The organism is Streptomyces sp. NPDC051664 (assembly GCF_044453545.1).
Classification (GTDB): Bacteria; Actinomycetota; Actinomycetes; order Streptomycetales; family Streptomycetaceae; genus Streptomyces.
In genome coordinates this window covers 17,981-42,012 of sequence record NZ_JBITCU010000047.1, presented here as the reverse complement: position 1 = coordinate 42,012, position 24,032 = coordinate 17,981, and the positions used below count along the sequence as shown (strand labels likewise).

The 24,032-nt window shown below is 67.8% G+C and carries 27 protein-coding genes; 16 read left to right on the top strand and 11 right to left on the bottom strand.

What is annotated here, in order from left to right:
- Positions 1 to 712: 712 nt before the first annotated feature.
- The 11 genes from ACIA8E_RS38730 to ACIA8E_RS38680 all read right to left on the bottom strand — a co-directional run bounded on the left by ACIA8E_RS38730 (position 713) and on the right by ACIA8E_RS38680 (position 9,648).
- Positions 713 to 1,006: a hypothetical protein gene (locus tag ACIA8E_RS38730; protein ID WP_399306044.1), complete on the bottom strand. Its 294-nt coding sequence runs from the start codon at positions 1,004 to 1,006 to the stop codon at positions 713 to 715.
- Positions 1,003 to 1,272, bottom strand: coding sequence for a hypothetical protein (locus ACIA8E_RS38725; RefSeq protein ID WP_399306040.1), 270 nt, complete (start codon positions 1,270 to 1,272; stop codon positions 1,003 to 1,005). Before ACIA8E_RS38725 ends, ACIA8E_RS38730 begins: the two co-directional genes overlap by 4 nt.
- Before the next feature lie 672 nt (positions 1,273 to 1,944).
- A complete protein-coding gene (locus tag ACIA8E_RS38720) occupies positions 1,945 to 2,214 on the bottom strand; it encodes a hypothetical protein (RefSeq protein WP_399306038.1) in 270 nt (89 codons plus the stop codon).
- 86 nt (positions 2,215 to 2,300) lie between these two features.
- On the bottom strand, positions 2,301 to 2,861 hold the full coding sequence (tpg, locus tag ACIA8E_RS38715; RefSeq protein ID WP_399306035.1) for a telomere-protecting terminal protein Tpg: 561 nt from the start codon (positions 2,859 to 2,861) through the stop codon (positions 2,301 to 2,303).
- Positions 2,862 to 2,999: 138 nt separating this feature from the next.
- The gene (gene dnaB / locus ACIA8E_RS38710) at positions 3,000 to 4,298 is read right to left on the bottom strand and encodes a replicative DNA helicase (RefSeq protein WP_399306052.1); all 1,299 of its coding nucleotides are present in this window, start codon (positions 4,296 to 4,298) and stop codon (positions 3,000 to 3,002) included.
- 83 nt (positions 4,299 to 4,381) lie between these two features.
- Positions 4,382 to 5,428 carry a hypothetical protein gene (locus ACIA8E_RS38705; RefSeq protein WP_399306033.1) on the bottom strand — a complete coding sequence of 349 codons (1,047 nt, stop codon included), beginning with the start codon at positions 5,426 to 5,428 and terminating at the stop codon, positions 4,382 to 4,384.
- Between the two features lie 708 nt (positions 5,429 to 6,136).
- Positions 6,137 to 6,550: a helix-turn-helix domain-containing protein gene (locus ACIA8E_RS38700; RefSeq protein WP_399306030.1), complete on the bottom strand. Its 414-nt coding sequence runs from the start codon at positions 6,548 to 6,550 to the stop codon at positions 6,137 to 6,139.
- 8 nt (positions 6,551 to 6,558) lie between these two features.
- Positions 6,559 to 7,026 (bottom strand): deaminase, encoded by a 468-nt coding sequence (locus ACIA8E_RS38695; protein WP_399306028.1) that lies wholly within the window; start codon positions 7,024 to 7,026, stop codon positions 6,559 to 6,561.
- Entirely contained in the window at positions 7,026 to 7,706 is a 681-nt protein-coding gene (locus ACIA8E_RS38690; RefSeq protein ID WP_399306025.1) for a RibD family protein, read from the bottom strand. The genes ACIA8E_RS38695 and ACIA8E_RS38690 overlap by 1 nt, the downstream gene beginning before the upstream one ends.
- 22 nt (positions 7,707 to 7,728) lie before the next feature.
- Positions 7,729 to 9,162, bottom strand: coding sequence for a helix-turn-helix domain-containing protein (locus ACIA8E_RS38685; protein ID WP_399306022.1), 1,434 nt, complete (start codon positions 9,160 to 9,162; stop codon positions 7,729 to 7,731).
- 153 nt (positions 9,163 to 9,315) lie between these two features.
- The gene (locus tag ACIA8E_RS38680) at positions 9,316 to 9,648 is read right to left on the bottom strand and encodes a GntR family transcriptional regulator (protein WP_399306020.1); all 333 of its coding nucleotides are present in this window, start codon (positions 9,646 to 9,648) and stop codon (positions 9,316 to 9,318) included.
- Positions 9,649 to 9,835: 187 nt separating this feature from the next.
- Here ACIA8E_RS38680 and ACIA8E_RS38675 point away from each other — a divergent pair, with 187 nt between their 5' ends.
- The 16 genes from ACIA8E_RS38675 (at position 9,836) to ACIA8E_RS38600 (ending at position 23,987) form a co-directional block, all read left to right on the top strand.
- Positions 9,836 to 10,285 carry a hypothetical protein gene (locus ACIA8E_RS38675; RefSeq protein WP_399306017.1) on the top strand — a complete coding sequence of 150 codons (450 nt, stop codon included), beginning with the start codon at positions 9,836 to 9,838 and terminating at the stop codon, positions 10,283 to 10,285.
- A gap of 661 nt (positions 10,286 to 10,946) precedes the next feature.
- Positions 10,947 to 11,255, top strand: a complete 309-nt coding sequence (locus tag ACIA8E_RS38670; RefSeq protein WP_399306015.1) for a hypothetical protein — start codon at positions 10,947 to 10,949, stop codon at positions 11,253 to 11,255.
- A 384-nt stretch (positions 11,256 to 11,639) separates the two neighbouring features.
- Complete coding sequence (locus tag ACIA8E_RS38665) at positions 11,640 to 11,810, top strand: hypothetical protein (protein WP_399306012.1); 171 nt, start codon at positions 11,640 to 11,642, stop codon at positions 11,808 to 11,810.
- A 27-nt stretch (positions 11,811 to 11,837) separates the two neighbouring features.
- On the top strand, positions 11,838 to 13,004 hold the full coding sequence (locus ACIA8E_RS38660) for a hypothetical protein (protein ID WP_399306009.1): 1,167 nt from the start codon (positions 11,838 to 11,840) through the stop codon (positions 13,002 to 13,004).
- Positions 13,005 to 13,256: 252 nt separating this feature from the next.
- Positions 13,257 to 14,906: an FtsK/SpoIIIE domain-containing protein gene (locus ACIA8E_RS38655; RefSeq protein WP_399306006.1), complete on the top strand. Its 1,650-nt coding sequence runs from the start codon at positions 13,257 to 13,259 to the stop codon at positions 14,904 to 14,906.
- Between the two features lie 215 nt (positions 14,907 to 15,121).
- Positions 15,122 to 16,066: an NlpC/P60 family protein gene (locus ACIA8E_RS38650; protein WP_399306003.1), complete on the top strand. Its 945-nt coding sequence runs from the start codon at positions 15,122 to 15,124 to the stop codon at positions 16,064 to 16,066.
- Positions 16,067 to 16,069: 3 nt separating this feature from the next.
- Positions 16,070 to 16,345, top strand: coding sequence for a hypothetical protein (locus tag ACIA8E_RS38645; protein ID WP_399306001.1), 276 nt, complete (start codon positions 16,070 to 16,072; stop codon positions 16,343 to 16,345).
- 2 nt (positions 16,346 to 16,347) lie between these two features.
- Positions 16,348 to 17,589, top strand: coding sequence for a hypothetical protein (locus ACIA8E_RS38640; protein WP_399305998.1), 1,242 nt, complete (start codon positions 16,348 to 16,350; stop codon positions 17,587 to 17,589).
- A gap of 113 nt (positions 17,590 to 17,702) precedes the next feature.
- Positions 17,703 to 18,776: a hypothetical protein gene (locus ACIA8E_RS38635; RefSeq protein WP_399305996.1), complete on the top strand. Its 1,074-nt coding sequence runs from the start codon at positions 17,703 to 17,705 to the stop codon at positions 18,774 to 18,776.
- A complete protein-coding gene (locus ACIA8E_RS38630; protein WP_399305993.1) occupies positions 18,776 to 20,920 on the top strand; it encodes a hypothetical protein in 2,145 nt (714 codons plus the stop codon). The genes ACIA8E_RS38635 and ACIA8E_RS38630 overlap by 1 nt, the downstream gene beginning before the upstream one ends.
- A gap of 317 nt (positions 20,921 to 21,237) precedes the next feature.
- Entirely contained in the window at positions 21,238 to 21,726 is a 489-nt protein-coding gene (locus ACIA8E_RS38625; protein WP_399305990.1) for an RRQRL motif-containing zinc-binding protein, read from the top strand.
- Positions 21,727 to 21,826: 100 nt separating this feature from the next.
- Positions 21,827 to 21,949, top strand: coding sequence for a hypothetical protein (locus tag ACIA8E_RS38620; protein ID WP_399305987.1), 123 nt, complete (start codon positions 21,827 to 21,829; stop codon positions 21,947 to 21,949).
- A complete protein-coding gene (locus ACIA8E_RS38615) occupies positions 21,946 to 22,269 on the top strand; it encodes a hypothetical protein (RefSeq protein WP_399305984.1) in 324 nt (107 codons plus the stop codon). The genes ACIA8E_RS38620 and ACIA8E_RS38615 overlap by 4 nt, the downstream gene beginning before the upstream one ends.
- 133 nt (positions 22,270 to 22,402) lie before the next feature.
- Complete coding sequence (locus ACIA8E_RS38610; protein WP_399305981.1) at positions 22,403 to 23,065, top strand: GGDEF domain-containing protein; 663 nt, start codon at positions 22,403 to 22,405, stop codon at positions 23,063 to 23,065.
- Complete coding sequence (locus tag ACIA8E_RS38605) at positions 23,062 to 23,289, top strand: hypothetical protein (RefSeq protein WP_399305978.1); 228 nt, start codon at positions 23,062 to 23,064, stop codon at positions 23,287 to 23,289. Before ACIA8E_RS38610 ends, ACIA8E_RS38605 begins: the two co-directional genes overlap by 4 nt.
- Before the next feature lie 239 nt (positions 23,290 to 23,528).
- Complete coding sequence (locus ACIA8E_RS38600) at positions 23,529 to 23,987, top strand: hypothetical protein (protein ID WP_399305975.1); 459 nt, start codon at positions 23,529 to 23,531, stop codon at positions 23,985 to 23,987.
- The last annotated feature ends 45 nt before the right edge of the window (positions 23,988 to 24,032 follow it).

Here is a 24,032-nt window from a genome sequence, read left to right as displayed (position 1 = left end):
CCCCGCGGAGCGGGTACCACAGCGCTGCGCGCTGTGCAAGCGAAACATGGCGCTTCGCACCATGTGACGAATTGTTTCACAATTCATTGACGGTGTTTCACACCGTAATTCCCGTGCTTCGCACGGGAATTGGAATTACGCTTCGCTTAAATTCCTGACAGACGGGGCGTGTCCGCTTCGCTCCCCCGCCCTGGTTCCGGCAAGCCGGAACGGCTGGCTACCAGGCGCGGGTGCATCAGTGCAGGTCTGTGTAGCATCCCGAAGAAACGGCCACCCCCACCCCGTGACGTGACGTCACCCCCGAAGGGAGGCCGGCCCCGCCGGATGGGGCACACCGGACTCCGCTTCGCTCCATCCAGTGTGTGATGACCTCTCACTTCCTGAAGAACACTCAGCATACGCACGAGCTTACCCGAAAACCCCTCCCTCTGGACCCTGTTGCGCTACAGTGATGCCCGCACATCATCGCGATGATGCATCACGTGATGCGTGTGTAGCATCCCGAGGGAACTGCTACCCCCTCCGTCAGGACTTGCCACCCCTCTCGTGAATTCTGGAGTACGGATATGACGAGCACAGAAAAGATTGCGCTTCGACCTCATCAGGTTGAAGCCGTTGACGCTGTGGTGCGCGGTCTTGATATCCCACCGGGGAGATGAATCGATCCCCGGCATTTTCCCTGCCGGGGGTCGATTCTGTGTGCGGTGTCTGGTCAGCCGAGCCAGAGGAGATCCGTGACGCGGAACTCGCGCATCCCGGGGTAGGGGGTGTAGCTGATCAGGATTGGCAGCTGGGGGACGTCGACGTTGTACCGGCCGTCGCCCATCGGGAGGCCGGGCAGCGGTTTGCCTGCGTCGGCGGCGGCGCCGGCCTCGATGGCGAGCGCCCGCAGGAACAGCACGACCTGGTCATGCAGCTCCGTGTGGCCGCCGACCCGCATCGCCTCCAGGACATTCGCCGCATCCTCGTTGCAGAACACGGTCCAGCCGCGCCCCGAGTCGCTCACTCCCCGGCCAGATCGGGCAGAGAGACGAGTCCGCGTCGCGCGTCCGCGTCGGCGAGACGCTGCCCGCGGCCGGGCCGGCTGTCGAACATGGCCTCCATCCACCACTTCCGCAGGACAGCGTTGATGTGCTCGCCCTCCTCGGCCTGGCCGATCTCGGCGTAGAACGCCATGCGCTTGGCACCCGTCAGGGCGCCGGCCACGGCATCGATGGTGTGCGGGATCGGGCGGACCCTGGGGTCTGCCGGATGTTCAGGCTGGGCGCTCACGGCGTGCTCCTCCAAGTCGATGGTCCGAGTCTCCTACGAGGACGGTCAATCCTGGTAGACGATCGGGCCCAGACCGGAGTGCACCCCGGTTGAGCGCGGCATACAGCGCCTCCGCGACGGCCTTCGCGGACCCAGCCTACAAATTGCGGAAGCAGACCGGACCACCCTCCGGGAAATCAGGGAAACCCAAAAAGGTGGAAGGCAGTTCGGCCGTCCCGGTAAAAGGTGGAAGGCGCTTGGCTGACGTCAACCGCGTAGCGAGGCGGCGGAAGGCCACGCGCTCCCAAAGCAAGCCCGCGAGACCCGACACACCGGGCCGAAATGAACCGATATAAACGATTTGTTTAGTCTGTCTGTATGAGTGATGCACGTCACCACGACACTCCTGAGCCGAGGACCGATCGCGCCTTCACCTGTCAGCGCTGCAAAGACTGGGGAACTCTCATCGCTCCCCAGGGCCGCGGCCTGGTCGTATGTCCCGGCTGCGGGACCCCCGACACCGGGCCGCCCACGGCACCGGGAAAGAGGCGGGCTGGGCAGTCCCGCCCGAGCGGCGCCCCACCGGACCCGTGACTGACCTCGCCGCCCAGGGTGTCCAGCCGGGTGTTCACCGCGGTGAACTTGTCGCGGACCTCGCGGCGCAGGCCTGGCCCTGGACGACGGCAGCCTCGGTCACTGGGCGGGGCGGTTCATGCTGCGGAGGATGGTCAGGATCTCGGTCAGCATCTCGCCGTGCTGGTCCAGCTGGGCGCTGTGGTCGTCCTGGACGCGGGAGAGCTTCTCCAGCAGCTGGGTACGGGACTGCTCGACCTGCTGGCGCTGTCGTACGGCCAGCGCTTCGGTGCGGTCCAGGATGTCCTGGGTCTCCGCGAGGCGCTCCAGCGCCGCGACCCGGCGGGCAAGCTGCGCGTCAGGGCTTTCGTAGATCGGGTCTTCAGACACCGGAGCTCCGTTCAGGTGGGACAGGCCGCGAACGGCTCGTTGATTGTCGCAGGACGGGGCGCGGCGGCGGTAGCCGGTGCTCCGGGTCAGGCATAGTCGGTGTCGAGGTAATCGATGTCGGTGAATTCCACGAGGAGGTCGTTCGCGCGTCGGCCGCCGTCCTTGAAATACACCTCCTGCAATCCCTCGGCAACAATGTTCTGCAATTCCTGTTCACCGGCACGGGCCTCCTGCGCGGTGAAAAGACGGTCGGCATAAACGGGCGGAAGGTGCTGGGTAATGAGCCGGATGCGTCCGTCGTCCGTCGTTCCGGGGGCTGCGGTGAACCCGAAACGGGCCCGCGTCTCGACCGTGATGCCGGTCGCGGTCGCCGCCTGCTTCCGCGCGCGCCTGCGCACCATCGGCTGCCAGTCCCTGCGCACCTCGGCCGCGAGCTTCGCCGCGAGGTCCGGGCGGGGCTTCTTGATCTGCCCGGTGAGGTAACGCTCCACGGTGCGCTGCGAGACGCCCAGGCGCTGTGCCACGGTGCGGGTGGAGCCCTTCTCGTGCTTGACGAGGAACCGGATCTGGGCGCCGGCCGAGGCGGGGATGGAGCGGGTGAACGTCGCTGCGGCTGCCCTGTTCAGGCTGTCGCCGATGATGCCCACGGGGATACTCCTGTCGTTGATCGTCTGTACAGGGCGCTGAGCGCCGATCTCCACCCCGGACGACCGGATGGACTCCGAAGTGGCAGATCGTCAGCGAGCGGCGCTCTCAGGGGGTTTGGCGGGCGCGTGGGCGGTGGATCACGTCTTGGCCATGTCGACGAAGCGTGAGTAGTGGCCTTGGAACGCCACGGTGATCGTCGTTGTCGGGCCGTTGCGGTGTTTGGCCACGATCAGGTCCGCCTCGCCCGCGCGCGGGGAGTCCTTGTCGTAGGCGTCCTCGCGGTGCAGCAGGATCACCATGTCCGCGTCCTGTTCGATGGAGCCGGACTCCCGCAGGTCGGAGAGGACCGGCTTCTTCTCGGTGCGCTGTTCGGGGCCGCGGTTGAGCTGGGAGAGGGCGATCACGGGCACGTTCAGTTCCTTGGCCAGGAGCTTGAGCCTGCGGGACATGTCCGAGACCTCCTGCTGGCGGCTCTCGGCACGGCGGGTGGATCCGGATTCCATCAGCTGGAGGTAATCGATCACCAGCAGGTCAAGGCCTTGGGACTGTTTGATGCGCCGTGCGCGGGAGCGGATCTCCATCAGCGACAGTTCCGGGGAGTCGTCCACGATCAGCGGCGCGGCGCTGACGGCCTGCGTGCGCGCCTCCAGGCGGGCCAGGTCTTCGGGGGTCACGCTTCCGCTGCGGATGTGATGCAGCGCGACGCGGGCCTCTGCGGAGAACAGGCGCTGGCTGATCTCCTCCCGGCCCATCTCCAGGGAGAAGAACGCGGCGGTCTTGCCGTGGACGATCGCGGCGTGCCGGGCGAAGTCCAGGGCCAGGGTGGACTTGCCCATGGCGGGCCGGGCGCCGATCACGATGAGCTGTCGGGGCTGGAGGCCTCCGGTCAGGAGGTCGAAGTCGTCCAGGCCGGTCGGGACGCCGGTCAGCGCGACACCGGTTCCGTGGCGCATGCGGTGGTCGAGCGCGTCCCAGAACGGGGCTACGTCCTCGCTGACCGGGGCGTAGCCGGTGGTCTGGTCGGGGCCGGCGAGCGCGTCCAGGAGCTTGGCTTCGGCGGCCGACCGGATGTCGGCGAGGTCGCCCGCGCCGTCTGCTGCGAGCTGGGTGATCTCGCGGCCGGCCTTGGTCAGGCGCCGCAGCACGGCTTGTTCGTGGACGATTTCCGCGTAGTACGTCGCGCTCGCCACGGTGGGCACGGACTGCACCAGGGTGTGCAGGTACGGGGCCCCGCCCACCTTCGCGAGCTCGCCGCGCTTGACCAGTTCGGCGGCCACCGTGATCGGGTCGGCCGGTTCGCCCTTGGCGGCCACGTCCAGGATCGCCGCGTGGATCATCTCGTGGGCCGACCGGTAGTAGTCCCGGGCCTTCATCGGGCAGTCGATGACGTCCGCGATCGCGTCCTTGTCCAGGAGCATCGATCCGAGGACGGACATTTCCGCCTCCAGGGCCTGCGCTGGCACGCCGCCGCCCTGCCGGGGGAAAGCGTCCAGAGTGGTCTCGTCCGGTGTCGTCGTGGTCACCGCTGCCCACCCCCGCCGGCCAGACCCGCACGCACTCGGTCCAGCACGGCACTGACATCGAGCGGAAGCGGCCCCGAGCCACCGTCGACGTCGCCCCGGCGGGCCTTCATCTGGGCCAGGCGGCACGGCGTGCAGTCACCCGCGGGGAACACCGGATGCTGCTCGCACATGTCCGCAGCGGCACCGCGCGGCCCTGTACCGGAAGGCGGGGCCGGGAGCTCCCGCAAGTGCTTCTCGTAGACCGCCGGGGCGTAGCGCACCCGCTGCGGGTCGCACAGGCGGGCCAGATGGGCCCGCAGCGCCACCAGTGTCCATCCCTCACCCAGTGCAGCCAGCACCAGCGACACCAGCCGCCGGGCCGCTGCCTTGGACACCTCGCCCGGCAGTCCCACGAGCATCTCCACCACGTCGGCCTCAGCAGTCTGCTCGCCGTCGTCGCCACGAGGGGCCGGCACATCACCCGCAGCCGCAACCGCAGCGACGGGCTTGTCCTCCGGCGCAGCCGCCTCTCTCTCGTCTTGCCGCGACCCGTCACCGGAAAGACCGGCGGGACCTGAGAGAGAAGAGGGAAGAGAAGAAGGAAGGAGAAGGGGTGCAGATTCTGCACCCCCAGCCCCCGCAGAAAATGCAGGGGGGGGTGCAGGAAATGCAGGGGGGGGTGCAAAATCTGCATGGGGGTCTGAGCTGGGGTTTTCCTGAGACGGGTCATCGAAGGTGAGTTCCTCGATGAGGGTCGGGCCGTAGTCCTTACGCTGCCGCTGCATGCTCGCCAGCAGGTCCAGATTGATCCGGAACAGGTTGGCGATCTGCGCGTTGTTCTTCGGGCTGAACCGCGCCCCCGCCTTCAGCAGCTTGCGCTTCTCCAGCCGTGCCCGGTTGGTCTGAGCGGCCCGCAGCTTCATGTGCGCCTCGTCCGCGAGCTGCTGCATGTGCGCGATCACGTAGCCCTTGTCGTCGGTGTGGTTGGCGCACGCCATCAGGAACGCACCCTCCCCCACGGACAGGCCGCTGGCCTGGAACACCAAGTTCATGTGCTGAATCACCGGGCCACCTCCGGCTCGACACTCAGGCGGGTGGCGGCGAAGAAGGCGCGGTAACGCAGAAGCGTGGTCATCTGGCGACCTTGGACCGGGCGGCCTGTGGACAGCGGCCGCCCAGTCCAAGAAAGGGCGGTCCCTCCCGCTGGGCGGACAGAAATCTTGATGTGCGTCCCGTCAGGCGGGAAGCAGCCGGGCGCGACCTGGGCGGCGATAACAGAAGTAGGCGTCACGCCTGCTACAGGTGTCGGTCCGGGCGTCGGTGTGACAGCCCAGCCGGAAAAAGTACCCGGGGCCGCGGCGGGGGGCCGGCGGCGGGGGTGGAGCTGGCGGTGCATGTGGTGGGTCTCCCCTGATAGGGGAGCCGTGACCAGCGGATGTGACCTGACAGGTGACCCAGGTGGTGGCGTCCCGCGAGGCGGTCCGCTTATTCTGGGTACAGGTGACCACGCGGACCGGAAGGTCCACGGGCATCACCCCCGGCGAGGTCACCTCACCGGACACGACTCAGAGCTTGGAAGGCCTGCGAGTCGACTTGAGGAGCCGTTCCCTCCCTGCCAGGAGGGGGCGGCTTCGGTCTTTTACGGGCGCGAGGGGCCACAGTGGACGCCAGTCCACATCTTGGCGCGCGCGGCCTGTGGCCACTAGGTCACCCAGACCTCCTCGAATTCGAAGATGGCGTCGGCGAACCCGAATACGGCCGGGACCGAGAGGTCACTCCTCATCCGGCACCTCCTCGATGGCGGCGTCCGGATGTTTCGCGGCCAGCCGTCGGAGGAGATGCGCGTACGCGCGACGGTTCCCGCGGTGAGGCTGGGCGAGCCCGGCTTCCCACCGTGCGACCGCGAGGCGCTTGACGCCGATAGCGTCGGCAACTTCGGTCTGGGTGAGGCCGGCGGCGAGCCGGAGCTGCTGCCGGACCTGGGGTGTGGGGAGGGTGTCCTCCTCCACCAGGGCGTCAATTCGCCTCAGCGGATCGGACATTAGAACCTCCACCGTAGGGAAACATTCCCCAAAACATACACTGCTCCGGCGGGCTTCGGTATCGAGAACGAGCGTGTTGCCGTGCGAGATACCGACCGGCTCCACCCGACTCCCCACCCTCCGCTGAACGTAGACCTGCTCCATCGTTGCTCCTAACCCATGCCTGGCAGATGAGAGTTGGCCTCCTTTGCGGCTGCGGCGAGCTCGGGCAGTTCGTTCACGGTCACTCCGGCCTCCACCATCTGTTCGTAGCCGACGCAGTCGTCTACGAACAACGAGGGCTCACGCCAGGCGATGACAACGCGAGGGATGCCAGCCGTAAGGATCCGCTGAGCGCACGGGGTACGCGGCGAGTGTCGCTGGGAGCAGGGCTCCAACGTGCTGTAGATCGTGGCCCCCGCGAGGCGCGGGTCATCCTGGGGGAGCTGAGAGAGGGCAACCTCTTCCGCGTGCTCGTGGGGGCCAGTCGCACGGGAGTAGCCGGTCGCCAGCTCGGCGCCGTCCTCGCCCACGATGACCGCGCCGACCGAGTAGGCGCCGGCGGCCGGAGGGCACAGCGCGGCGAGGTCGATCGCACGCTGTATCCAGCGCAGGTCCTGGTCTCGGTCAGGCACGTACATCAGCCGCGCTCCTTCGGGGCGTAGCGAACCAGCACGACGTCGTCGATCGCGCGAATCTCCAGCACCTTCATCCGGGTAGTCGATCCGCCCGGGTAGTCGGCGGCACCGAGGAAGCGTGCGGCCTCGGGTTGGCCCACGAGCAGTGGGGCGATGGCGAGGTGGACCTCGTCGGCAAGGTTCTGCGACATGAGCTGGGTGTGGATCGTGCCGCCGCCTTCCACCATGAGCCGGCCCACGCCGCGGTGGCCGAGCTCATCGAGGACCAGGCCCCAGTCGAGTTCGGGGCCGACGCTGACCACGTCGGCTAGGTCCCCCAACGTGGTGCGCACCTTCTCCACCGCGCTGTCCACGGTGACCACGAGCTTCTGACCGCCGTGATGCCAGAAGTTGAGGTCGGCGGACAGGTCACCGGTCGCGGTGACGGTCACCTTCAACGGGTACTCCGACTTGCCATCGGCGACGCGCTGAGCTCGTCGCTCGTCGCTGTTCACCAGCAGGCGCGGGTTGTCCCGGCGCATGGTGTTCGCGCCGATCAGGATGGCGTCGGACTCCGCGCGGACCTGGTCCACGCGGTCGAAGTCGGGGGCGTTGGACAGACGCAGACGATCGGGACTGGTGTCATCGAGGTAGCCGTCGACCGACATGGCGGCGGAGAGGATGACGTACGGACGCGTGGTCATCGGTGGTGTGGACCGTTTCTGCTCAGGATTCGTGGGCGAGTACGGCGTCGAAGTGGGCGCGGAAGTTGGCGACCTCGGGCTGTCGCTGCCAAGGGACCAGCGCCTTGTCCAGGCGAGCGAGCTCGCGAATGATCCGACCGGAGCCGGTGTCGTTCGCGACTGTCAGCGCCTGGAGGCCGACCGTGGCGGCTTCGTCCGGGACGCCAGCACCAGCGTGCGCGACGGCGGCCCGCGCGAGGTAGACGCCTCGGTCGCGGTGGTAGCCCTCGGGGAGCGCCTTGATGGCGCTGGTGAAGATCTCCGCTGCCTGCCCGTGCTTGCCCAGCACCTCCAGGCCCTGGGCGCGGTGAACTTCGACGTATTGCTCGTTCAGCCACACACCCCAGGGGGTCGTGTCGCCGGATACGCGATCGAGAGAGTTGCGCACGTCGTCGATCGCGCGCTCGCTGTCGGTCGACTCGCCGCGCAGCGCGTGGCCGTATGACTCGTAGGTTCGTGCGACTGCAGCGAGGCGACTATGGGGCCGCGCCATGCGCTGCGCAGCTTCGGCGAGGTCCACAACATCGACCAGGTCCCGGGTCTCACCAGCGAGCTGCGCCTTGCGCGCCATCACGTACGAGGTCAGATCGCAGTCACCGACGGTGTGGCTCCACTGGAACGCCCTGTCGAGCCAGAACTGCGCGCTGTCGAAATCCCCCAGATCCTGGTAGAGCCAGGAGGCGAATTCGGCGTACTGCGTCTGCAGTTCCATCAGGGCCTGGCGGTCAATGCCTTTCGTGTCCCGGCGTAGTTCCTTGATGACCTCGATGTGCTCGCGGACGGACTTGAGTGCCTGTCCGGGCCCGAGCAGGTTGTCGCTGTCGATCAGCAGTCGGCGAGCACGCTGCAGGTGTTCCACTGGGGTATCGCTGTACGCGGCAGCAGACCGTGCGGGCCGCGCCAGGGCCGGCACCACGTTGGAGTCCGCGACCGTTGGCGTCCCCACGCCAAATGCAGCCGCTGCGCCGATTCCCACCCCACCACGCAGCATTGCGCGTCGATCGAGCGCCACGAAAACCACCGATCCATCCCGTAGACGAGCGGGGACAAAGATTCCCTCATGATCAGACGCTGCCTGCTGAGAGGCGGCCGTGGCCAGCCCCATCGACGCTTCGGATACATGGGGAACCGAAACGGATACATGGCCGCGCACGGATACATCCAGACCGATGCGCTCCCACAGATCGATCAGGATGCCGTCGGCGCGGAGCAGCGAGTCGATCAGTTCGACTTCCGCTCGGTCCTTCGGGGAACGGTCCCCGTTCTCCCATTTCTGCAGCTTGGAGTGCGACATGAAGGCCTTCTCAGCCAAGGTGCGTAAGGAAAAACGGCGAGCCTGTCGGAGCTCTCGCAGCGTGTAGCCGAAGCGGTGCAGGGCCGACTGCTCCGGCGTTAACACGTTCGGCTGCTGCCCCACTTGGTGCCCCCTCCATGTCTCCACTCGGTGTATCCAGCGGCTGGATACACGTCTGATCTAGAACTCGCTCCCCAACCGGGCCTACAACTTTGCTAACGAAGCCGAACACGCCAGGGAGGGACGAACATGCGCAACGAGACGCGAGGAAGGATGTCAGTCATTGCGCCCCTTCTCGATCTTTTCGAGACGTGCGGCCAGGTCTGCGACCTGCTCCTCAAGGACTTTGAGAGCGCGGGCAGTCGAGTCCTCGCTGGACTCGTTCGCCGTGTCAGTGATGAACGAACCGCGCCCTTGATGGGAGTAGACCAGCCCAGCCGTCCGCAGCTCGGTAAGAGCCCGTTGGACGGTGCCCGGCGCAACCCCGTACTTGTCAGCCAGCTCCCGCGTACTCGGCAGCTTCGCCCCGGCTGTCAGCCGACCCGAACGGATCTCGTCGCGGACTTCCTGAACGATTCGCTGGTACGGCTGAACGGCCTCGTTGCTCATGAGCGACATCGTAGATCGACTCCCTCAACTTAGCTAGCTTCCATAGCTTCCTCAACGAACCGCTTGACACGACCCGAACTGTATCAGCTAAGTTATATATGTCGACAAGGTGAGGCGGTCGGCAAAAGCCCCCACCTGCCACTTCTCGGGATCGCATGAGCCCGTCAACCCGAAAGGAGCACCACCCATGGACGTCACTCGCCGCCCCGCTGCCAGTCTCGCGACCGAGTACTTCGACACGGAGACCCAGGAGCTGCTGGACGCGATCGAGGTGGACCTTCCGGAGTTCGCCGGCCTGGACCTGGACGTTGTGTTCGGTACGCCGTTGGAGATGTACGAGCGCCTCACGCCAGGCGAGTTGGCCCGCCTTGAGGCCACGGGTGCCAGCTCCAAGGTTTGGGACGAGGTCGCAGCCGAGATCGAGGCCCGCCAGGACGCGGCTGAGGACATCGTCGCCACCGACCCCTCCATCACCGAGCGGGTCCGCGAGCGGCTGCTCGAGGCTTTGGAGCCGTCGATTGCCGAGTGGATCCGAGAAGAGCTGATGGGCGCTGCCCTCTTCGTCGGCGCGCAGATGCTCCGCCCGATCCCCGACACCTTTGCGCTGACCGCCGAGCCACTGCCGCTCGCAGCCTGACCCGCCGGGTCTTCGGACCCGGCTCCCCCACCCGGAACCGCCCCTGCGGGCGGCGCCGGATGAGGGAGCCGGACCCTCGGTCCCCGATGTACCGCCCGGAGGAAAGCCCGCAGGGGTGAGTACGAAGGAAGCGGCCGTTGCTTGAGAACTCAACAGCGTGATCCACCACCGCAGTACCGGCCGTGACCACACCGGCCGGGGTGAGTGGAAACCCGTCGCGAGGCGCCATCACCGCTGGTGGTGGCAGTCCACGCGCAGACCGCCGGGCGCAGCGTCAGCTGTGACCAGGAAGCAGAACGGCCAGGTGTTCATTACCGGCGGTCAATGCGGAGGGTGGGCACCCTCGCGACGAAAAAGAACGACGCGCGACCACTCCCAGACCCGTCGGCATCCAGTCCCAGCCGACGGCGACGAGCCCGCGTCGGGACCGAAGGTACTTCGCCTCCTTGCATAAAAGGCGAGCGCACGTGGCGGAAGAGGCCACTGCTCAATCTGTAGCCCTGCGCTACCCGTGGCCGCCGTCCCGCACCTCTGGTGTGGGACGGCGACACGCGGGGGGCCAGCAGGGCCCCACGTACGACGAACCCCCCGGGGGCCTAAGCCCGGGGGGTTCGTCTTCGCAGCTCACCCTCTCTTGAAGGGCAACATGCGCATGCACAGGATGACATCCACCCAGGTCCGGCACGCACGCCGGTCCGTACTGGACGAGACCGACCAGTTCCACCAGCTCGTCCAGCAGCTGGTGGCCGACGGCGACACCCGCGCCTGGGCCGCTGGCCGCCGGGCCCGACGCACCCTCGCCGAGATGGTGCCGGGCGACACCCGCCAGCCGGTCCTGCGCCTGGCCCGCCCGCTCACCTTCCGGGCGGCAGATGACGCATGCCCCCTGTGTGGGTACTGGACGTGCCGCTGCGGCGGCTTCGCCCCGGCTCCGGTCGGCGCGCAGGCCGGAGCCGGGGCGGTGGCCTGATGGCGAGCTCTCCTTGTAGCCCGTGTTGCGGCTCGGGCCAGCGGATGGTGACCGTCAGTCACGCCGGTGCGGACGGCACTCTCTACCAGGGCGTCGAGATGCAGACCTGCACCGCCTGCAGCGGTACCGGATCCATCAGTACCGGCGAGGACGGCTGACACCCTGCACCCGCCGATACGCCTGGCCCGCATCGCCCAGCACGGGGCGGTGCGGGCCATTACCGCACGCGGCTTGGCCCACCCGCTCACCCTCGCCTTGCTCGCGGCCGCCGCCACGGCGGCCGCGACGGCGTGGGATGCCGGCCACCGCGTTACCGACATTCACCCCGCACCACAGCGCACCGAGAGGCACCGCCCCTCATGACCATCCCTTCGGCAGGCCGTCGTGCCTGACGACTTGCACGCCCGCTACATGCAGGCCACCGCCACCTGGCGCACCCACCTGAACACCTGCCGCCCCTGCCAGGACAACCAGTACTGCCCGGCCGGGGCCCAGTTGTTCGAGCGGTTTGGCCGCCTGCAGGACGCCTACAACCAGCGCCTGCGCAGGCGCTGACCCCGAATCCCTGTGAGGAGCACAGACATGAAAATGCCGGAACGTTTGCAGCAGCCGCGTGGGATGGTCCTTGCCGCCCTGTGCGTGATCACCCTGGCTGTGGCCATCTTGTCGGTGGCCGTGACCTACGACATTCTCGAGCCCCGCTTCGGGGTGTGGGCCGTGCCCACGGTCGGTGCCCTGGACGCCCTGTGGGTCGTCTTCCAGGCGACGGAGATCCTGGCCGGCAACAACCGCCGCCGCGCCCAGAGGGTTCAGCACGCCGGGCTGGCACTCACGCTCATCAACGCGGCCATCCCCACGGCTCACCTGATCCTGGCCGCCCGGGACGGCGCACCGCTCGACCTGGCCGTGGTCATCACCCCGGTCGCGATCATCGCGACCAAGGGTGCGTGGTGGTGGACGCTGCCCTCGCTCGGGCGGCCGGTGTCCGACAAGACGCGGCAGGACCTCGCCACCAAGCGGCAGACGGTGGCGGACCGCCTGGAGGAGATGGAGGCGGAAGCCGCGCACCGTATCGAGCTGCTGGAGCTCGCCACCACGCTGGAGACGCAGGTCGCAGCAGCCGAAACGAAGTACCGCGTGTCGGTCCTCAAGGCGCAGCAGGACATGACTCAGCAGCTCCACGGGCAGGCCGAGGCGACCGAGAAGACCATCGCGGAAAAGCCCCTTCCCGCGTCGGTCGCAGCGATCCGGCTGCCGGAACTGGAGAACTGGGAGCCGACCGCGCCCGCGCTGCCCGGCACGGTGGAGCGTGCCGGATCCGGCACGCCCGCCCTCACCCGGCACACCACAGGCACGCAGGTCAACGGCCTGCCGACCGAATCCGGCACACCGTCCGGCACACTGCCCGGCACGCCGGGCGGCACACCGGCACAGCGGGCGGCACGGGCCGCCGCCCTCGCGGACCTCGCGGCCGTCGCGGGTGTGCCGGTCCCCCAGCCCGACGAGCCACTGACCGACGGTCAGGTGGACGTCCTGCTGCGCCACCTGCGGTACGTCGATGACCCGCCGCAGTCCTACCGCCAGGCCCGCGACACCCTGCGCGCGGACGGCTACATCGGCTCCGAGGAACGGCTGCGCCGCGCCTGGGCCGCGCTGATGGCGAAGGAAAAGGCCGCCGGCCCCCAGGCCGACACGGACGGGGGCGTCGAGCAGGCCGAGGAGGAGGAGCCCGAGGACGCGGGCGCCTGACCCGCAGCCACTGAACATCTGTCCGGCACCACCGATGCAGCCCAGCCGGTTCGAACTGGCTGGGCTGTGTCGCGACTGCCGGAAAAACAACGCAGTCGAGCGGTGCAGACCGGTGAGTGACCCGGCGAGCGAGAGCGATACATCGCAGACCCGGAAAGCAGACCCGAAAAAGCACCGCGAAAGCACCGCGAAAAGCCCGAACGGAATTGTCAGAGCCGCGAGTTACGCTCGCCAGTTCACCTTTCAGGTGACATGAAAACGGGGTGGGATATGGGAAAGAAACAGCAGCACAAGCCCAACAGCGAGGAAATGTACGGGCAGTTGGCCGGCGCGATCGGCGGTCTGGCCATCGTGTTCGGCATCCTCGCGGCCATCAAGGACAAGCTGGGCCTGTCGTGGCCGGCCACCATGGTCCTGGTTGTGGGGGTGCTGGTCGGGCTCGGCTACGGGGCCTGGAAGCTCAGAGGCACCCTGCGGCGGCTGGTGACAGGCGAGACGCAGCCCGCAACCGCGCTGAAGCAGGAAGCGCCCGGGCAGGCCGCGGGCGTGCCGGAGACGGCCGTAGAGGCCCCTCCCGCGCATCCGGAGCTGACAGAGGCGCTCATCACGGCCGGTGTCATCGACAAGGCCGAGGTGATCCGGGCCGACGAGGTCGACGTCGAGCCGGTGTCCACGGGCAAGCGGTACAACTTCCTGCTGCCCAAGACCCGCACCTATCAGGACGTGGAGAAGCGGCTTGAGAACGTGGCGGGCTGGTTCGGCGTCAGCCGGCTGCACGTCAAGCTGGAGCGCAGCCGGGACAACGAACGCCGCGTCCATCTGCTCATGCTGGACCAGGCCCCGTTCGCGCAGACGTTCCCGGCGCCCACCCGGCGCGAGATCGAGACGTTCGCGGGTGTCCCGATCGGTCACGACGTGACCGGCCAACTTGCGGGCGTGCCGACCTTCGACAAGGCATCCATGCTCATCGGCGGCATGACGCAGATGGGCAAGACGACCCTGGTCAACGGGATCATCACCTGCCTGCTCATCGCCTACGGCGACTTCGACCTGTACCTGCTCGACGGGAAAATCTGCGGGCTGATCACGTTCGAAAAGGCATGCGTGCGTTACGAAGCGTCCGACCAACCGGCCGTCTTCGAAAGCATGGTGGACGAGCTTTATCCCCGCGTCGAAGCCCGGTACAAGGAAAAGCAGGAAGCGAAGAGGAACCGGCAGCCCGAACCGAAATTCAGGCCGGTCATCTTCATCGTGGACGAGGTGGCCGACTTCTTCGCCGACGACGGAACTCCGAAGGGAAAGGAACACGCGGCACGCATCGAGGAAAAGGCCCGCAAGCTCGTGGCCAAGTCCCTCGAATCCGGAATCTCCGTCATCATGCTCACGCAGCGCCCCGACAAGGACGCTGTCCCGGTGAAAGTTCGCAACCAGTTCCAGTACCGGATGTGCATGTACGTGGAATCGGCGGGAACCGCGAAAGTCACCCTCGGCGACTCGTACTTCGACACAGCCGCCCCGATCAGCCCCACGCACCTGAACCCGGACATCAAGGGTCAGGGCGTGCTGTTCGCGGGCGGTACTTCCACACTCCTCCGAGGATTCGACTTCGAGGAAGAATTCATGTGGGAAGTCGTGGACGAAGTCGCCGACCGGCAGCAGAAGAAGTTGGAAGCTGCGCCGGTATCTCCGCTGAAACAGGCAATCGACCTGATGCGGAACAAGGGCGTGGACTTCATGCCCACACCTGAGCTGGCACCGACTCTCGGAATCGCGGAAACCAATCCGGTGGAGGCAGGAAAGAAGTTGAACCTGCTTCTGGGCGTTCCGGCGTACAGAGGCGCGAAGGGCGTGCGGGGCTACCGCCTGGCCGACCTTACCGCCGCCGCTATGTCCGGTTCGTGACCGTCACCCGGCACCGCACCCTGACCGCACCCCGACCGCACCCGACCGTCACCCGACGGTCCTGGGTGACGGTCGGGTGCGGTCCAGGTGCGGTCCAGGTGCGGTCACAGGTGACGGTCCTGACCTGCGAAAACACCGAAAACCCGTAGGAAGGAAGGAAAAGGCTCTTGAGACCCTCTGCAGCGGTCACGATCGGCGTAGGAGCGACCGCGGCCGTGGTCGTGGCCGCGCTCGTGCAGGGCGCCGGCGACGGCCCGTTAGGGGCGGCGCTCAGCCTGGCCGTTCCCACCGATTACAAAAACCTGATCGAGGACGCGGGAACCACCTGCCCCGAGGTCACACCGAATCTGCTTGCCGCGCTTCTCACCCAGGAATCCGGCTTCAATCCGAAAGCGTCCTCACCGGTCGGCGCGCAGGGCATCGCGCAGTTCATGCCGTCCACGTGGGAGACCCACGGAATCGACGGCAACTCGGACGGCAAGCGTGATGTGTGGGATCCCGAGGATGCCATCCCGTCAGCAGCCAAGTACCTGTGCGACATAGCCCAGGACGTGGGCGACGTTCCCGGTAACAAGCAGAACAACATGCTTGCCGCCTACAACGCCGGAAGCGGCGCCGTCCACAAATACGGCGGCGTCCCTCCGTACAAGGAGACACAGAACTACGTCCGGTCCATCAGTGCCCTCGCCGATGTTCCGTCCGGCGGGAAGATGACGACCACCGAACAGGCGGCAACCGCCATCAATGCGGCAAGTGGAAAGCTCGGAACCCCGTATTCGTGGGGCGGTGGCAATGCAAGTGGCCCCAGTACCGGGTCGTGCTGCTCCCCCAACGGGAGTTCCGGAAAGGGCGTCAAGGGTTTCGACTGTTCCGGGCTCACGCTCTATGCCTACGCGAAGGCCGGAATCACCCTGCCTCGCACGGCGGCGCAGCAATATGCCGCCTCACAACCGGTGAAGCCCGGACAGAAGCGCCCCGGTGACCTCCTCTTCTACGGGAGCAGCCCCACCAGCATTCACCACGTTGCAATTTACGTGGGAGGCGGCTACATGATCGAGGCCCCCAAACCCGGCACGTCGGTTCGCTTTTCTCCCATCGATTCAATGTCCGACCTGTATGCGATCGCACGCCCTGTACGTCACGCGAACAAGGAGATCTGACCCATGAGCAAGCTCATTTTCCTCGCCAAGGGAACCGACCTGTCCGGCGGCTTCAAGAACTTCTTCGACACGATCGGCCTCACCGGCGGTGGGCTGGTCACCAAGGGCATTGCCGCTGTGATCGCGATCATCGCGATTCGCATGCTGCTCCAGCTGTCCAACGACCCCAAGGGCGCCCTGCAGAAGGGGTCGATGGCGCTGGGCACGCTGTTCGTCGCTGTGATCCTCGCGCTCTACGGCGACACCCTGTTCTCGACCGTGACGAACGCGAAGGGCTGACCATGCCCGACAAAGACCCTTGCGCCCTGATCAAGGGCATCGCCAAGAAGATGTGCGAGAACGACTGGGAACCCGAGAAAGGCGGGTCCTCCGATGGTGGCGGCGGGATCACCCAAGGGGCCTCCGAGCACGTCAAAGACCTCGCCGAAACCCTGATCAAAACGCTTCATGGGCTGCTCGCCCCCAAGAGAGGGTGGGCGCCGGAGAAGCCCGACAATCCGGTGTACGCGCAGTTCTTGTGGCTCGGCCAGCATCTGGCCGTCGCCATTTTGATCTGCGTGATCGTCGTGTGCGCCCTGACCGCCTGGCAGGGCGCACCCCGCCTCAAGCAGCTCGGCGCATCCACGGGATGGACGCTGGCCGCCGTCGCCGGCATGGCATCCGTCCCAGGGGTGGTCATGTTGTTGAACCGGGCCGTGAGCTCCGCGTTCACGACCGCGTTCGACAGCGACCAGTCGACCCTCCTCAAAACCATCAGCAAGGACCTGGACAAGGGGGGAAATCCCGTAGCGATCCTGATCATCTCCGCGCTGGTCGTCGCGTTGGCGTTCGCGGCGCTGGTGTTCATGACCCGCCAGCTCGGCATCCTCGCGTTCGTGCTCATGGCACCACTGGTCCTGGCCTCGATGGCCCGTGGCGGCGACACGTCCGCAGTCCGCGCGTGGGCGATGCGCCTCCTGGGGCTGATGTTCGCCCCGTTCGCCCTGCTGCTGATCAGCCCGTTCGTCCAGATGGTCAAGGGCTCGCTCGTGATGGACGCCGCGCTCCTGGTCGCGGCGGACGCGTTGATGCTGCGGATGATTTTCCACGGGATCCCGTACTTCGGTCCCAAGATCGCAGGCGCCGCACGCGGCTTCGTGGAGAGCCGGACGACCAACCCGCTGGCGCGGGCGGTTGTCCGGGCCGGGTCCCCGGACTTCTACGAGCAGGAGAACAACCCGCGGATGCCCCGCACCGTTAACACCCCGGGCCGCGCCGCGCACCAGGACCGCGGTGTCCTCTTCGCCGCCTACGGGATCAACCAGAAGCAGCGGTCCGCACGGCTGACCACCCAGTCCGCCATCGACAAAACCCAGCGGGAAGCGCCGCGCAACCAGCAGCTCATCGAGGCGCGCAGAGCGGCCCGGGCTGCTGCCGCACAAGCCCCCGGTCCGCGGACACCGGGACCGGCACAGGGGCCCGGTCCGGCCGTCCGGAGGCAGGCTCCGGCAGCTCCGGCGCCGGTCCGGCCGCCCAATCCGTAGCAAGCCAGCAGCAGCCCCTTGGCCCCGGCGTACGGCCTCCCGCCCGACACGGCGCGGAGCGTACGCCGGGGCCAGGGCCCTTACCTGGCCCAGACTTCATGGAAGAGGAACCCGTGTACTCCCTGACTCCCGGCTACCGCATTCCCGCCCTGCAACGCGGCCTGAGCCCCGCAGAGACCCTGCTGACGAAGCTCAACGCCGGGGCAGGAAGCGCCGTCCTGATGTCGGCACTGATCACCCCACCGCCCGCCTGGACGTTCGGCACGGTGGGCGCGGCCGCGGCGCTGCTCAACCTTGCGCCGGGGCCCCGCTCGATCGCCCGATGGGCGACTGTCGGCTACCGGCACCTGCGCGAGCGCACCGCACCCGCCAGCGTGATGCCCGGCACCGGAGCGACCAGGACGTGGGCGCTGTACCCCGGGCACGGCACCATGCAGGACGCGCACCAACGCGCCGCGTTCCACGACGCGTTCTCGCGGGCGTTGACGTTCGCCGGCGGGCAGGCCCGCGCCGCCGGGATCCAGGTCCACGTCACCCACCACGCCACCGTCGGCGACTACACCGCCCACACCCAGACGATTTCCGTCCACGTCCCCAAGGGCCTGGTCGGCTATCCCACACGGGTCATCGACACGCTGGAAGGCGAGTTCGCCACCATGGGCAAGCTGACACCGGTAGAACCGGAGCCGATTCCTGCCGTCGTCGAGCGCGGGCCGCATTGGGCGGCGCTGGAGGACGGCCGCTACGCGGCGACTGCACGCATCACCGGATGGCCCGAGGAAGCCGACGGTGACCTCATGCCCAAGCTGCTCCTGGGCCACGACGCCGACCGCTCCCTGGCCGTTCTGTACCGGCCCCTCCCGGCGGCCCAGTCACGCCGCTCCGCGAAGTGGCAGACCGCCGCCGGCGGGGCGTTCACCACCGACGAGGTCAAGGCTGATGCGCAGGGCATCGCCGCCCGTACAACACATGGCGCGCTCGTCCAGGGCGATGCCCTGGTGGACCTCGACGCGTATCTGACGGTATGGGGCGACAGCCCCGAGGCCGTCAACGACGCCCGCTGGCAGACCGCACTGACCGCCGACCGCCACCGGATCCGCCTCGACTGGCTCCCGGGCCAGCAGCACCGGGCCCATGTGATGACCACTGCCCACGGAGCCTCCACCAGGAAAGGGGCGATCCTCTGATGATTCGACTGCCCTCCAGCCACGCCGCGATCACCGCGCCCCTCGTCGCCTCCAGCACCCGCTTCCCCGGAATCCCGATCGGCAAGTCCCTGCTGGACGGACGCCCCTTCCACCTCTCCCCGGTCCTCACCGAGGACTCGATCCTGCCCTCCACCTACTGCCTCGCCCTCGGGGGCCTCGGGTCAGGCAAGTCGACCACCGACAAGATCCGGATGCGCCGCGAAATCCTCCACCACGACCACCAGGCCGTCGTCATCGACAGCTTCGGAGAGGACAACACCGGAGAGTGGGGAGCACTCACCCACTCGCTCGGAGGCCGGGTCATCGAGGCCGGCTCCTTCACCCTGAACCCCTGCAGCACCCAGCTGCCGTCCGAAGTACGGGAGCAGCTGATCCGCTCGCTGATCGCCGCTGTCGAGCCCGGCGCACTCACCTACCAGTCCACCCACGCCCTCCAGCACGCCCTCAATCACCCCAAGGCGACCAACCTGACCGGTCTGGTCGATGCCCTGGTGCGGCCCGAGGACGGCAGGTGGCCGGCCACCAAGCTCGCCGAGTGGGGAGAGGGTGTGGCGATCGGGCTGTCCCGCTACACCGAAGGCTCGCTCCGCGGTCTCTTCGACGGCCAGGACGCGACCCTGCCGCCCACAGACCTTCCCATCCTCACGTTCGACTTCTCCCGTCTGGACCGCAACAGCCCCGCGATCCCCAGCCTGATGGCCGCGGTCTCGTGCTGGGCAGAACACGTCTGGCTGCGCCAGTCGACCGCCGTCCACCGGCACCTGGTCCTCGAGGAGGCATGGCAGATCCTGCTGTCCCCCGCCACGAGCGAACTGATCCAGCGGCTGCTCAAGAACTCCCGCAAGGCCGGGTTGAGCTTGGAGGTGATCATGCACACGCTGTCCGACCTCGGCGACGGCAAGGCGCGCGACCTGGCCCGGCTGTGCGAGGTCGCCCACATCGGACGCCTCAACCCGGAAGAAGCCGCCCTCACCGGCGCACTGCTCGGCCTGCCCACTTGGGCGATCAAGGAAATCCCGAACCTCGAACCGGGCCAGGCCGTCTGGAAGGTCGGCCCCCACTACGTCGACATCATCGAAACCATCCGCAGCGAAGAAGAGGCCCGCCTCACCGACACCTCCTCCCGACGCCGCCAGGCCCAACACGCCCAGGCCGAGCAAGCCCCCGCTGCGGAGGCCGCAGCGACGGAGGCCGACGAGACCACCGACCGTGACGACCAGGACGCGGCTGTGCCGGCGCTGTTCGAGCAGCCCGCCCACGACGTAAGAGAGGAGAGCGACTGGGACTGGGACATGCCCCCCAACGTCATAGACCACCGACACCAGGACGTCCTCCAGGCCGCGCGGGAAGGCCGGTGCAACGAGGCCGCCGACCTGGCGGCCATCGGCGAACGCCAGGACATCACCGCCCACGGCATCAACTCGGCCCCGGCCGCGTCCTGGCTCACGACCCGGGCCCAGGTCGCTGACCTGTGCGGAAACCCCGACCAGGCCGTCCAACTGCGCGCTACCGTCGCCCGCATGGGCAACGACACGTGGTTCGAGAACACCGACGGCACCACATCACCGCAGTGGTACCACGTACCCGAACCGCCCACAGCCCCACCCGCAATCGGACCGACCACTCACGACGGAGCGTCCGTGCCGGCGCGCCGCCGCAGGTGGCCCTACGTCGCCGCCATCGCAGTCCTGTCCATCGCTGTTGCTTTCGTGTGGCAGAAAGCCGACCTCGACCAGCGCGAGGAGAAGGCCGCTGCGTACAAGGGCAGGTCGGGAGCGTCGCTCAACATAGATGGTGTCGATGCGGACGTGGTGGCTCAATGGACCAGGGGCGGGGACAGCGTCATTGTGGAGCTTCGGTCGTACTTCGATCCGGACGCGAGGTATCTGCGGATCGACGCGTCAGGGAAGAGCGCCAGCAGCGTTCGGGAAGACGGATGGTTCCCCAAGGATCCTGAGGTCGTGTTGCCAGTCACGGATCCCCTCGCCGACGTGACCGTCCGGGTAGCGATTGGCGGCAAGAGCTGGAAAGAAGGTATGCGGGCACCCTCCCGCACAATCCGCCTCTCTCCTGCCGATGCAGCATTCGACACGGAGACCGGAAAGCAACTGCCTCGCAATTAGTTCGATGCTCTACGGCTGATGGCCCACACTCCGAAACGCTGGAGTGCGGGCCATCAGCATGTAAGCGGACACCGTGAGAACGGTCGTACCGCCCACATACCTCCGGACGCTCTGCCTGGCCCTCGTGCCACCGCCTCCGCGCGGTGGGCGAGGCCCGTACAGGCCGCCCGGCCTCAGCGACTCTCCCGCAGCCCCGGCGCCCCAGTCCGCTGCGACTGGCAGCTACGGATCCGCGCCTCGCTCACCGCCCCCGTTCTGACCACCCCCTCGCACCGCCTCCACTCACGTACGGATCGTCTCTGCGAAGGAGCCCCACCATGCTCACCCCGCGTCCACGCCGCCGGATCGGCCGGCCCCGCCCCACCCAATCCCTGGGGTGCGTGATGGCGGCCGGCTACGACGTGGCCGACGTCGACCCGCATGCCGCCGCGGAGCCGGAGGCGACGATCCCGGTGTTCACGCGTCTGTGCGCACCGTCCGGGCTTGCCACGAAACGCCAGCTCAGGGCCATGGGCTTACGGCCCGGAGGTCAGGACCCAGTTGCTGAAGTTGAGACGCGCGGCCCGAAGAACGGGCTGCTGTACGAGATCGCGAAAGCGTTACCGGTCCGCCCGATGACGCTCGCCAAGGAAGCCGCACTCGACAAGGCCATGGCAGCCAGGGAGACGTGCGGCATTTGCCGCCGCCGCTACCACTTCGTTCTGCCGACCTCGATCGACAGCTGCCTGGAATGTCACGACGGGACCCCCGCCGACCCGCACAGCTACATCGCTCCCCCGGCCGCCGGCCACCAGCTCGCTGCCTGAGCCACGCACGGCAGGTGCCCGGAACAGCCGGCGCAACTTCCCGGCTGGATGGCTGTTCCGGGCTTTCCATCCCGTAGCGCTACGAGAGGAAGCCACCATTATGACCACGCTCGCGTTACCGAGGAAGCCGCTCCACATCACGGCCATGGCCGTCCCGCTGCGAGGCGAGGGCTTCACCACAGTGCACCTGGCCTCCAGCCTCACCACCGGCAGCGACCGATGACCGACACCGGCACCGGAACACGCGACAACCCGGCCGTGACCACCCCCGACACCATCCCCTCGGGGTGCTTCTGGTTCCTCGACCCCGACGGCACCCTCTGCCTCGCACCCGGCTGCATGGCCCGCATCCAGAACCCGGATGCCGAGTGTCTGTGCGACACCCTCACCGCCCGCCACGACCGCCTCAAGCAGCGGATGCGGGAGCTGAAGGAACGCCAGCGGTACGCGGACACCTGGTGGCACGCCCTGCAGGCAGCGGTCGACGCCCACCCCGACCGGCAGGCCATCCGCGCCGACACCCAGCGCCGCACCGGCCGCTGACCACCCCGGTCACGCAGGCACCCTGCTCAGCGACTCAACCACCCCGCACCCAAAACAAGCGCCCGGGACCGCCGACGCAACGGCGGTCCCGGGCTTTTCCAACCCGTGTCGAAGACGAGAAGGAAAACCCATTATGACCACGCTCGCGTTACCGAGGAAGCCGCTCCACATCACCGCCCTGGCCATCCCGCTGGCCGGATGGACCCTGCACACCACCGTCCTGCGCCGCCGCCTCGTCCAAGCCCAACGCGACCCGCTCACCAGCACCTGGCGCCGCGAAGCATTCACCGACCGCGCCCAGCGCCTCCTCGAGCGCCACCCCGACGAGGTAGTCCTGGTCCTCGCGGACGCCGACCACTTCAAACAGCTCAACGACCGCCACGGACACGCCGCCGGCGACACCGCACTCGCCGCGATCGGCAGCCGACTGACCGAATGGGCCGGACGCCACGGTGTCGCAGGCCGCCTCGGAGGCGACGAATTCGCCGCCCTGGCACACATCGAACCCCGGCACCAGACGCTGCGCCTGGAGCACCTGGCCCGCCTCATGACCCGCCCGGTCCCCTACGGCGACGGACTGCTACCGCTCACGGTTTCCCTCGGCGCCGCCACACCCGCCGGCATCGGGAGCACCGACCTGCCCACCCTGATGCGCGCCGCCGACACAGCCATGTATAAGGGCAAACACAGCGGCATCATCGTCCAGGCCCAACCCGGCCACGCCCAGACGCCCAGCGTCAACGGCCGCCGCGAAGGACGACCCGGCACCGCGGCACGCACCACCACCCGGCCATGACCACGCCCGGGCAGCCAACGCTGCTCGACTGGCGCGACGGCATCCACTACCGCCGTCCCGCACCGTGCGTACTCTGCGGAAACCCGACCCCGCTGCGCTCCCACGCGGGGGAAGCAGCCCACAAAGTTTGTGCGGAGAACTGGAATCTGGCGCATCCCGGCGAGAGCCGGTTCGTCTCCGACACCAAGCCGCGCCGCCGCAAGGACGACGACGACCACGCCTGACCGAGAAATGCCCGGGGTGGCCGTTCCGTCACCGGCGCCATACACCAGACGCCCACCCCGGGCACCGCTCACCTTTCCACATCCTCACCCGGCGGTCGGACCAGATATTCCGCTACCGGCGCTCCGGCGGTCACGCCTGTACGCCCCCTTGATCCCCCGGCGTCCCTGGGCAGCATCACCGCGCCCAGAAACCGACTGCCGGGAGTCCACACCCATCCCAGACGGAGGCCTCCGCCCACATGCGCGCCCGAACCACGCTCACCATCGCCCTGCTCGGCACCCTCACGCTCACCGCGTGCGGAGCCGCAGCCCAGTCCCCGCCCGCGCACGATGCCCGCCTGAAGAAGGCCGCCGGCATCGGCAGCATGGACCTGGTCCTCACCAAAGGACTCTGGAAGAGCACCCGCCCGTGGGCGCTGCGCAACCACAAGACCCGCCCGGCCGACGGGGACCGCGGCAACCGCGGACTCATCCGCATCACCCTCGCCGGCACCGAACTCGTCGCCTACCTCATCGAACTCGACGCCAATGCGCACTGCGGCTGGATGAGCTGCACCACCGACGACCGCAAGGCCACCGCCCTCCGCGTCTACGACACGCTCGCTCCCACTATCGACCGCGTCAGCAACGTCCGCGCCGCCAGCGACCCTGACCCCGAGGTCGTCATCGACGACACACTCGCCACCCCCGCCCCCTGACCCGGCGCAGTCCGCCTCGGCGGGCGGCGTCCCGATCCATCGCAC

Excerpts from the sequence above, each read along its gene's own strand:
- dnaB (WP_399306052.1), bottom strand. The coding sequence starts at position 4,298 with ATGTCCGTCCTCGGATCGATGCTCCTGGACAAGGACGCGATCGCGGAC.
- ACIA8E_RS38700 (WP_399306030.1), bottom strand. The coding sequence starts at position 6,550 with ATGGAGCAGGTCTACGTTCAGCGGAGGGTGGGGAGTCGGGTGGAGCCG.
- ACIA8E_RS38695 (WP_399306028.1), bottom strand. The coding sequence starts at position 7,026 with ATGTACGTGCCTGACCGAGACCAGGACCTGCGCTGGATACAGCGTGCG.
- ACIA8E_RS38690 (WP_399306025.1), bottom strand. The coding sequence starts at position 7,706 with ATGACCACGCGTCCGTACGTCATCCTCTCCGCCGCCATGTCGGTCGAC.
- ACIA8E_RS38680 (WP_399306020.1), bottom strand. The coding sequence starts at position 9,648 with ATGAGCAACGAGGCCGTTCAGCCGTACCAGCGAATCGTTCAGGAAGTC.
- ACIA8E_RS38675 (WP_399306017.1), top strand. The coding sequence starts at position 9,836 with ATGGACGTCACTCGCCGCCCCGCTGCCAGTCTCGCGACCGAGTACTTC.
- ACIA8E_RS38670 (WP_399306015.1), top strand. The coding sequence starts at position 10,947 with ATGACATCCACCCAGGTCCGGCACGCACGCCGGTCCGTACTGGACGAG.
- ACIA8E_RS38660 (WP_399306009.1), top strand. The coding sequence starts at position 11,838 with ATGAAAATGCCGGAACGTTTGCAGCAGCCGCGTGGGATGGTCCTTGCC.
- ACIA8E_RS38655 (WP_399306006.1), top strand. The coding sequence starts at position 13,257 with ATGAAAACGGGGTGGGATATGGGAAAGAAACAGCAGCACAAGCCCAAC.
- ACIA8E_RS38645 (WP_399306001.1), top strand. The coding sequence starts at position 16,070 with ATGAGCAAGCTCATTTTCCTCGCCAAGGGAACCGACCTGTCCGGCGGC.
- ACIA8E_RS38640 (WP_399305998.1), top strand. The coding sequence starts at position 16,348 with ATGCCCGACAAAGACCCTTGCGCCCTGATCAAGGGCATCGCCAAGAAG.
- ACIA8E_RS38630 (WP_399305993.1), top strand. The coding sequence starts at position 18,776 with ATGATTCGACTGCCCTCCAGCCACGCCGCGATCACCGCGCCCCTCGTC.
- ACIA8E_RS38625 (WP_399305990.1), top strand. The coding sequence starts at position 21,238 with ATGCTCACCCCGCGTCCACGCCGCCGGATCGGCCGGCCCCGCCCCACC.
- ACIA8E_RS38620 (WP_399305987.1), top strand. The coding sequence starts at position 21,827 with ATGACCACGCTCGCGTTACCGAGGAAGCCGCTCCACATCACGGCCATG.
- ACIA8E_RS38615 (WP_399305984.1), top strand. The coding sequence starts at position 21,946 with ATGACCGACACCGGCACCGGAACACGCGACAACCCGGCCGTGACCACC.
- ACIA8E_RS38610 (WP_399305981.1), top strand. The coding sequence starts at position 22,403 with ATGACCACGCTCGCGTTACCGAGGAAGCCGCTCCACATCACCGCCCTG.
- ACIA8E_RS38605 (WP_399305978.1), top strand. The coding sequence starts at position 23,062 with ATGACCACGCCCGGGCAGCCAACGCTGCTCGACTGGCGCGACGGCATC.
- ACIA8E_RS38600 (WP_399305975.1), top strand. The coding sequence starts at position 23,529 with ATGCGCGCCCGAACCACGCTCACCATCGCCCTGCTCGGCACCCTCACG.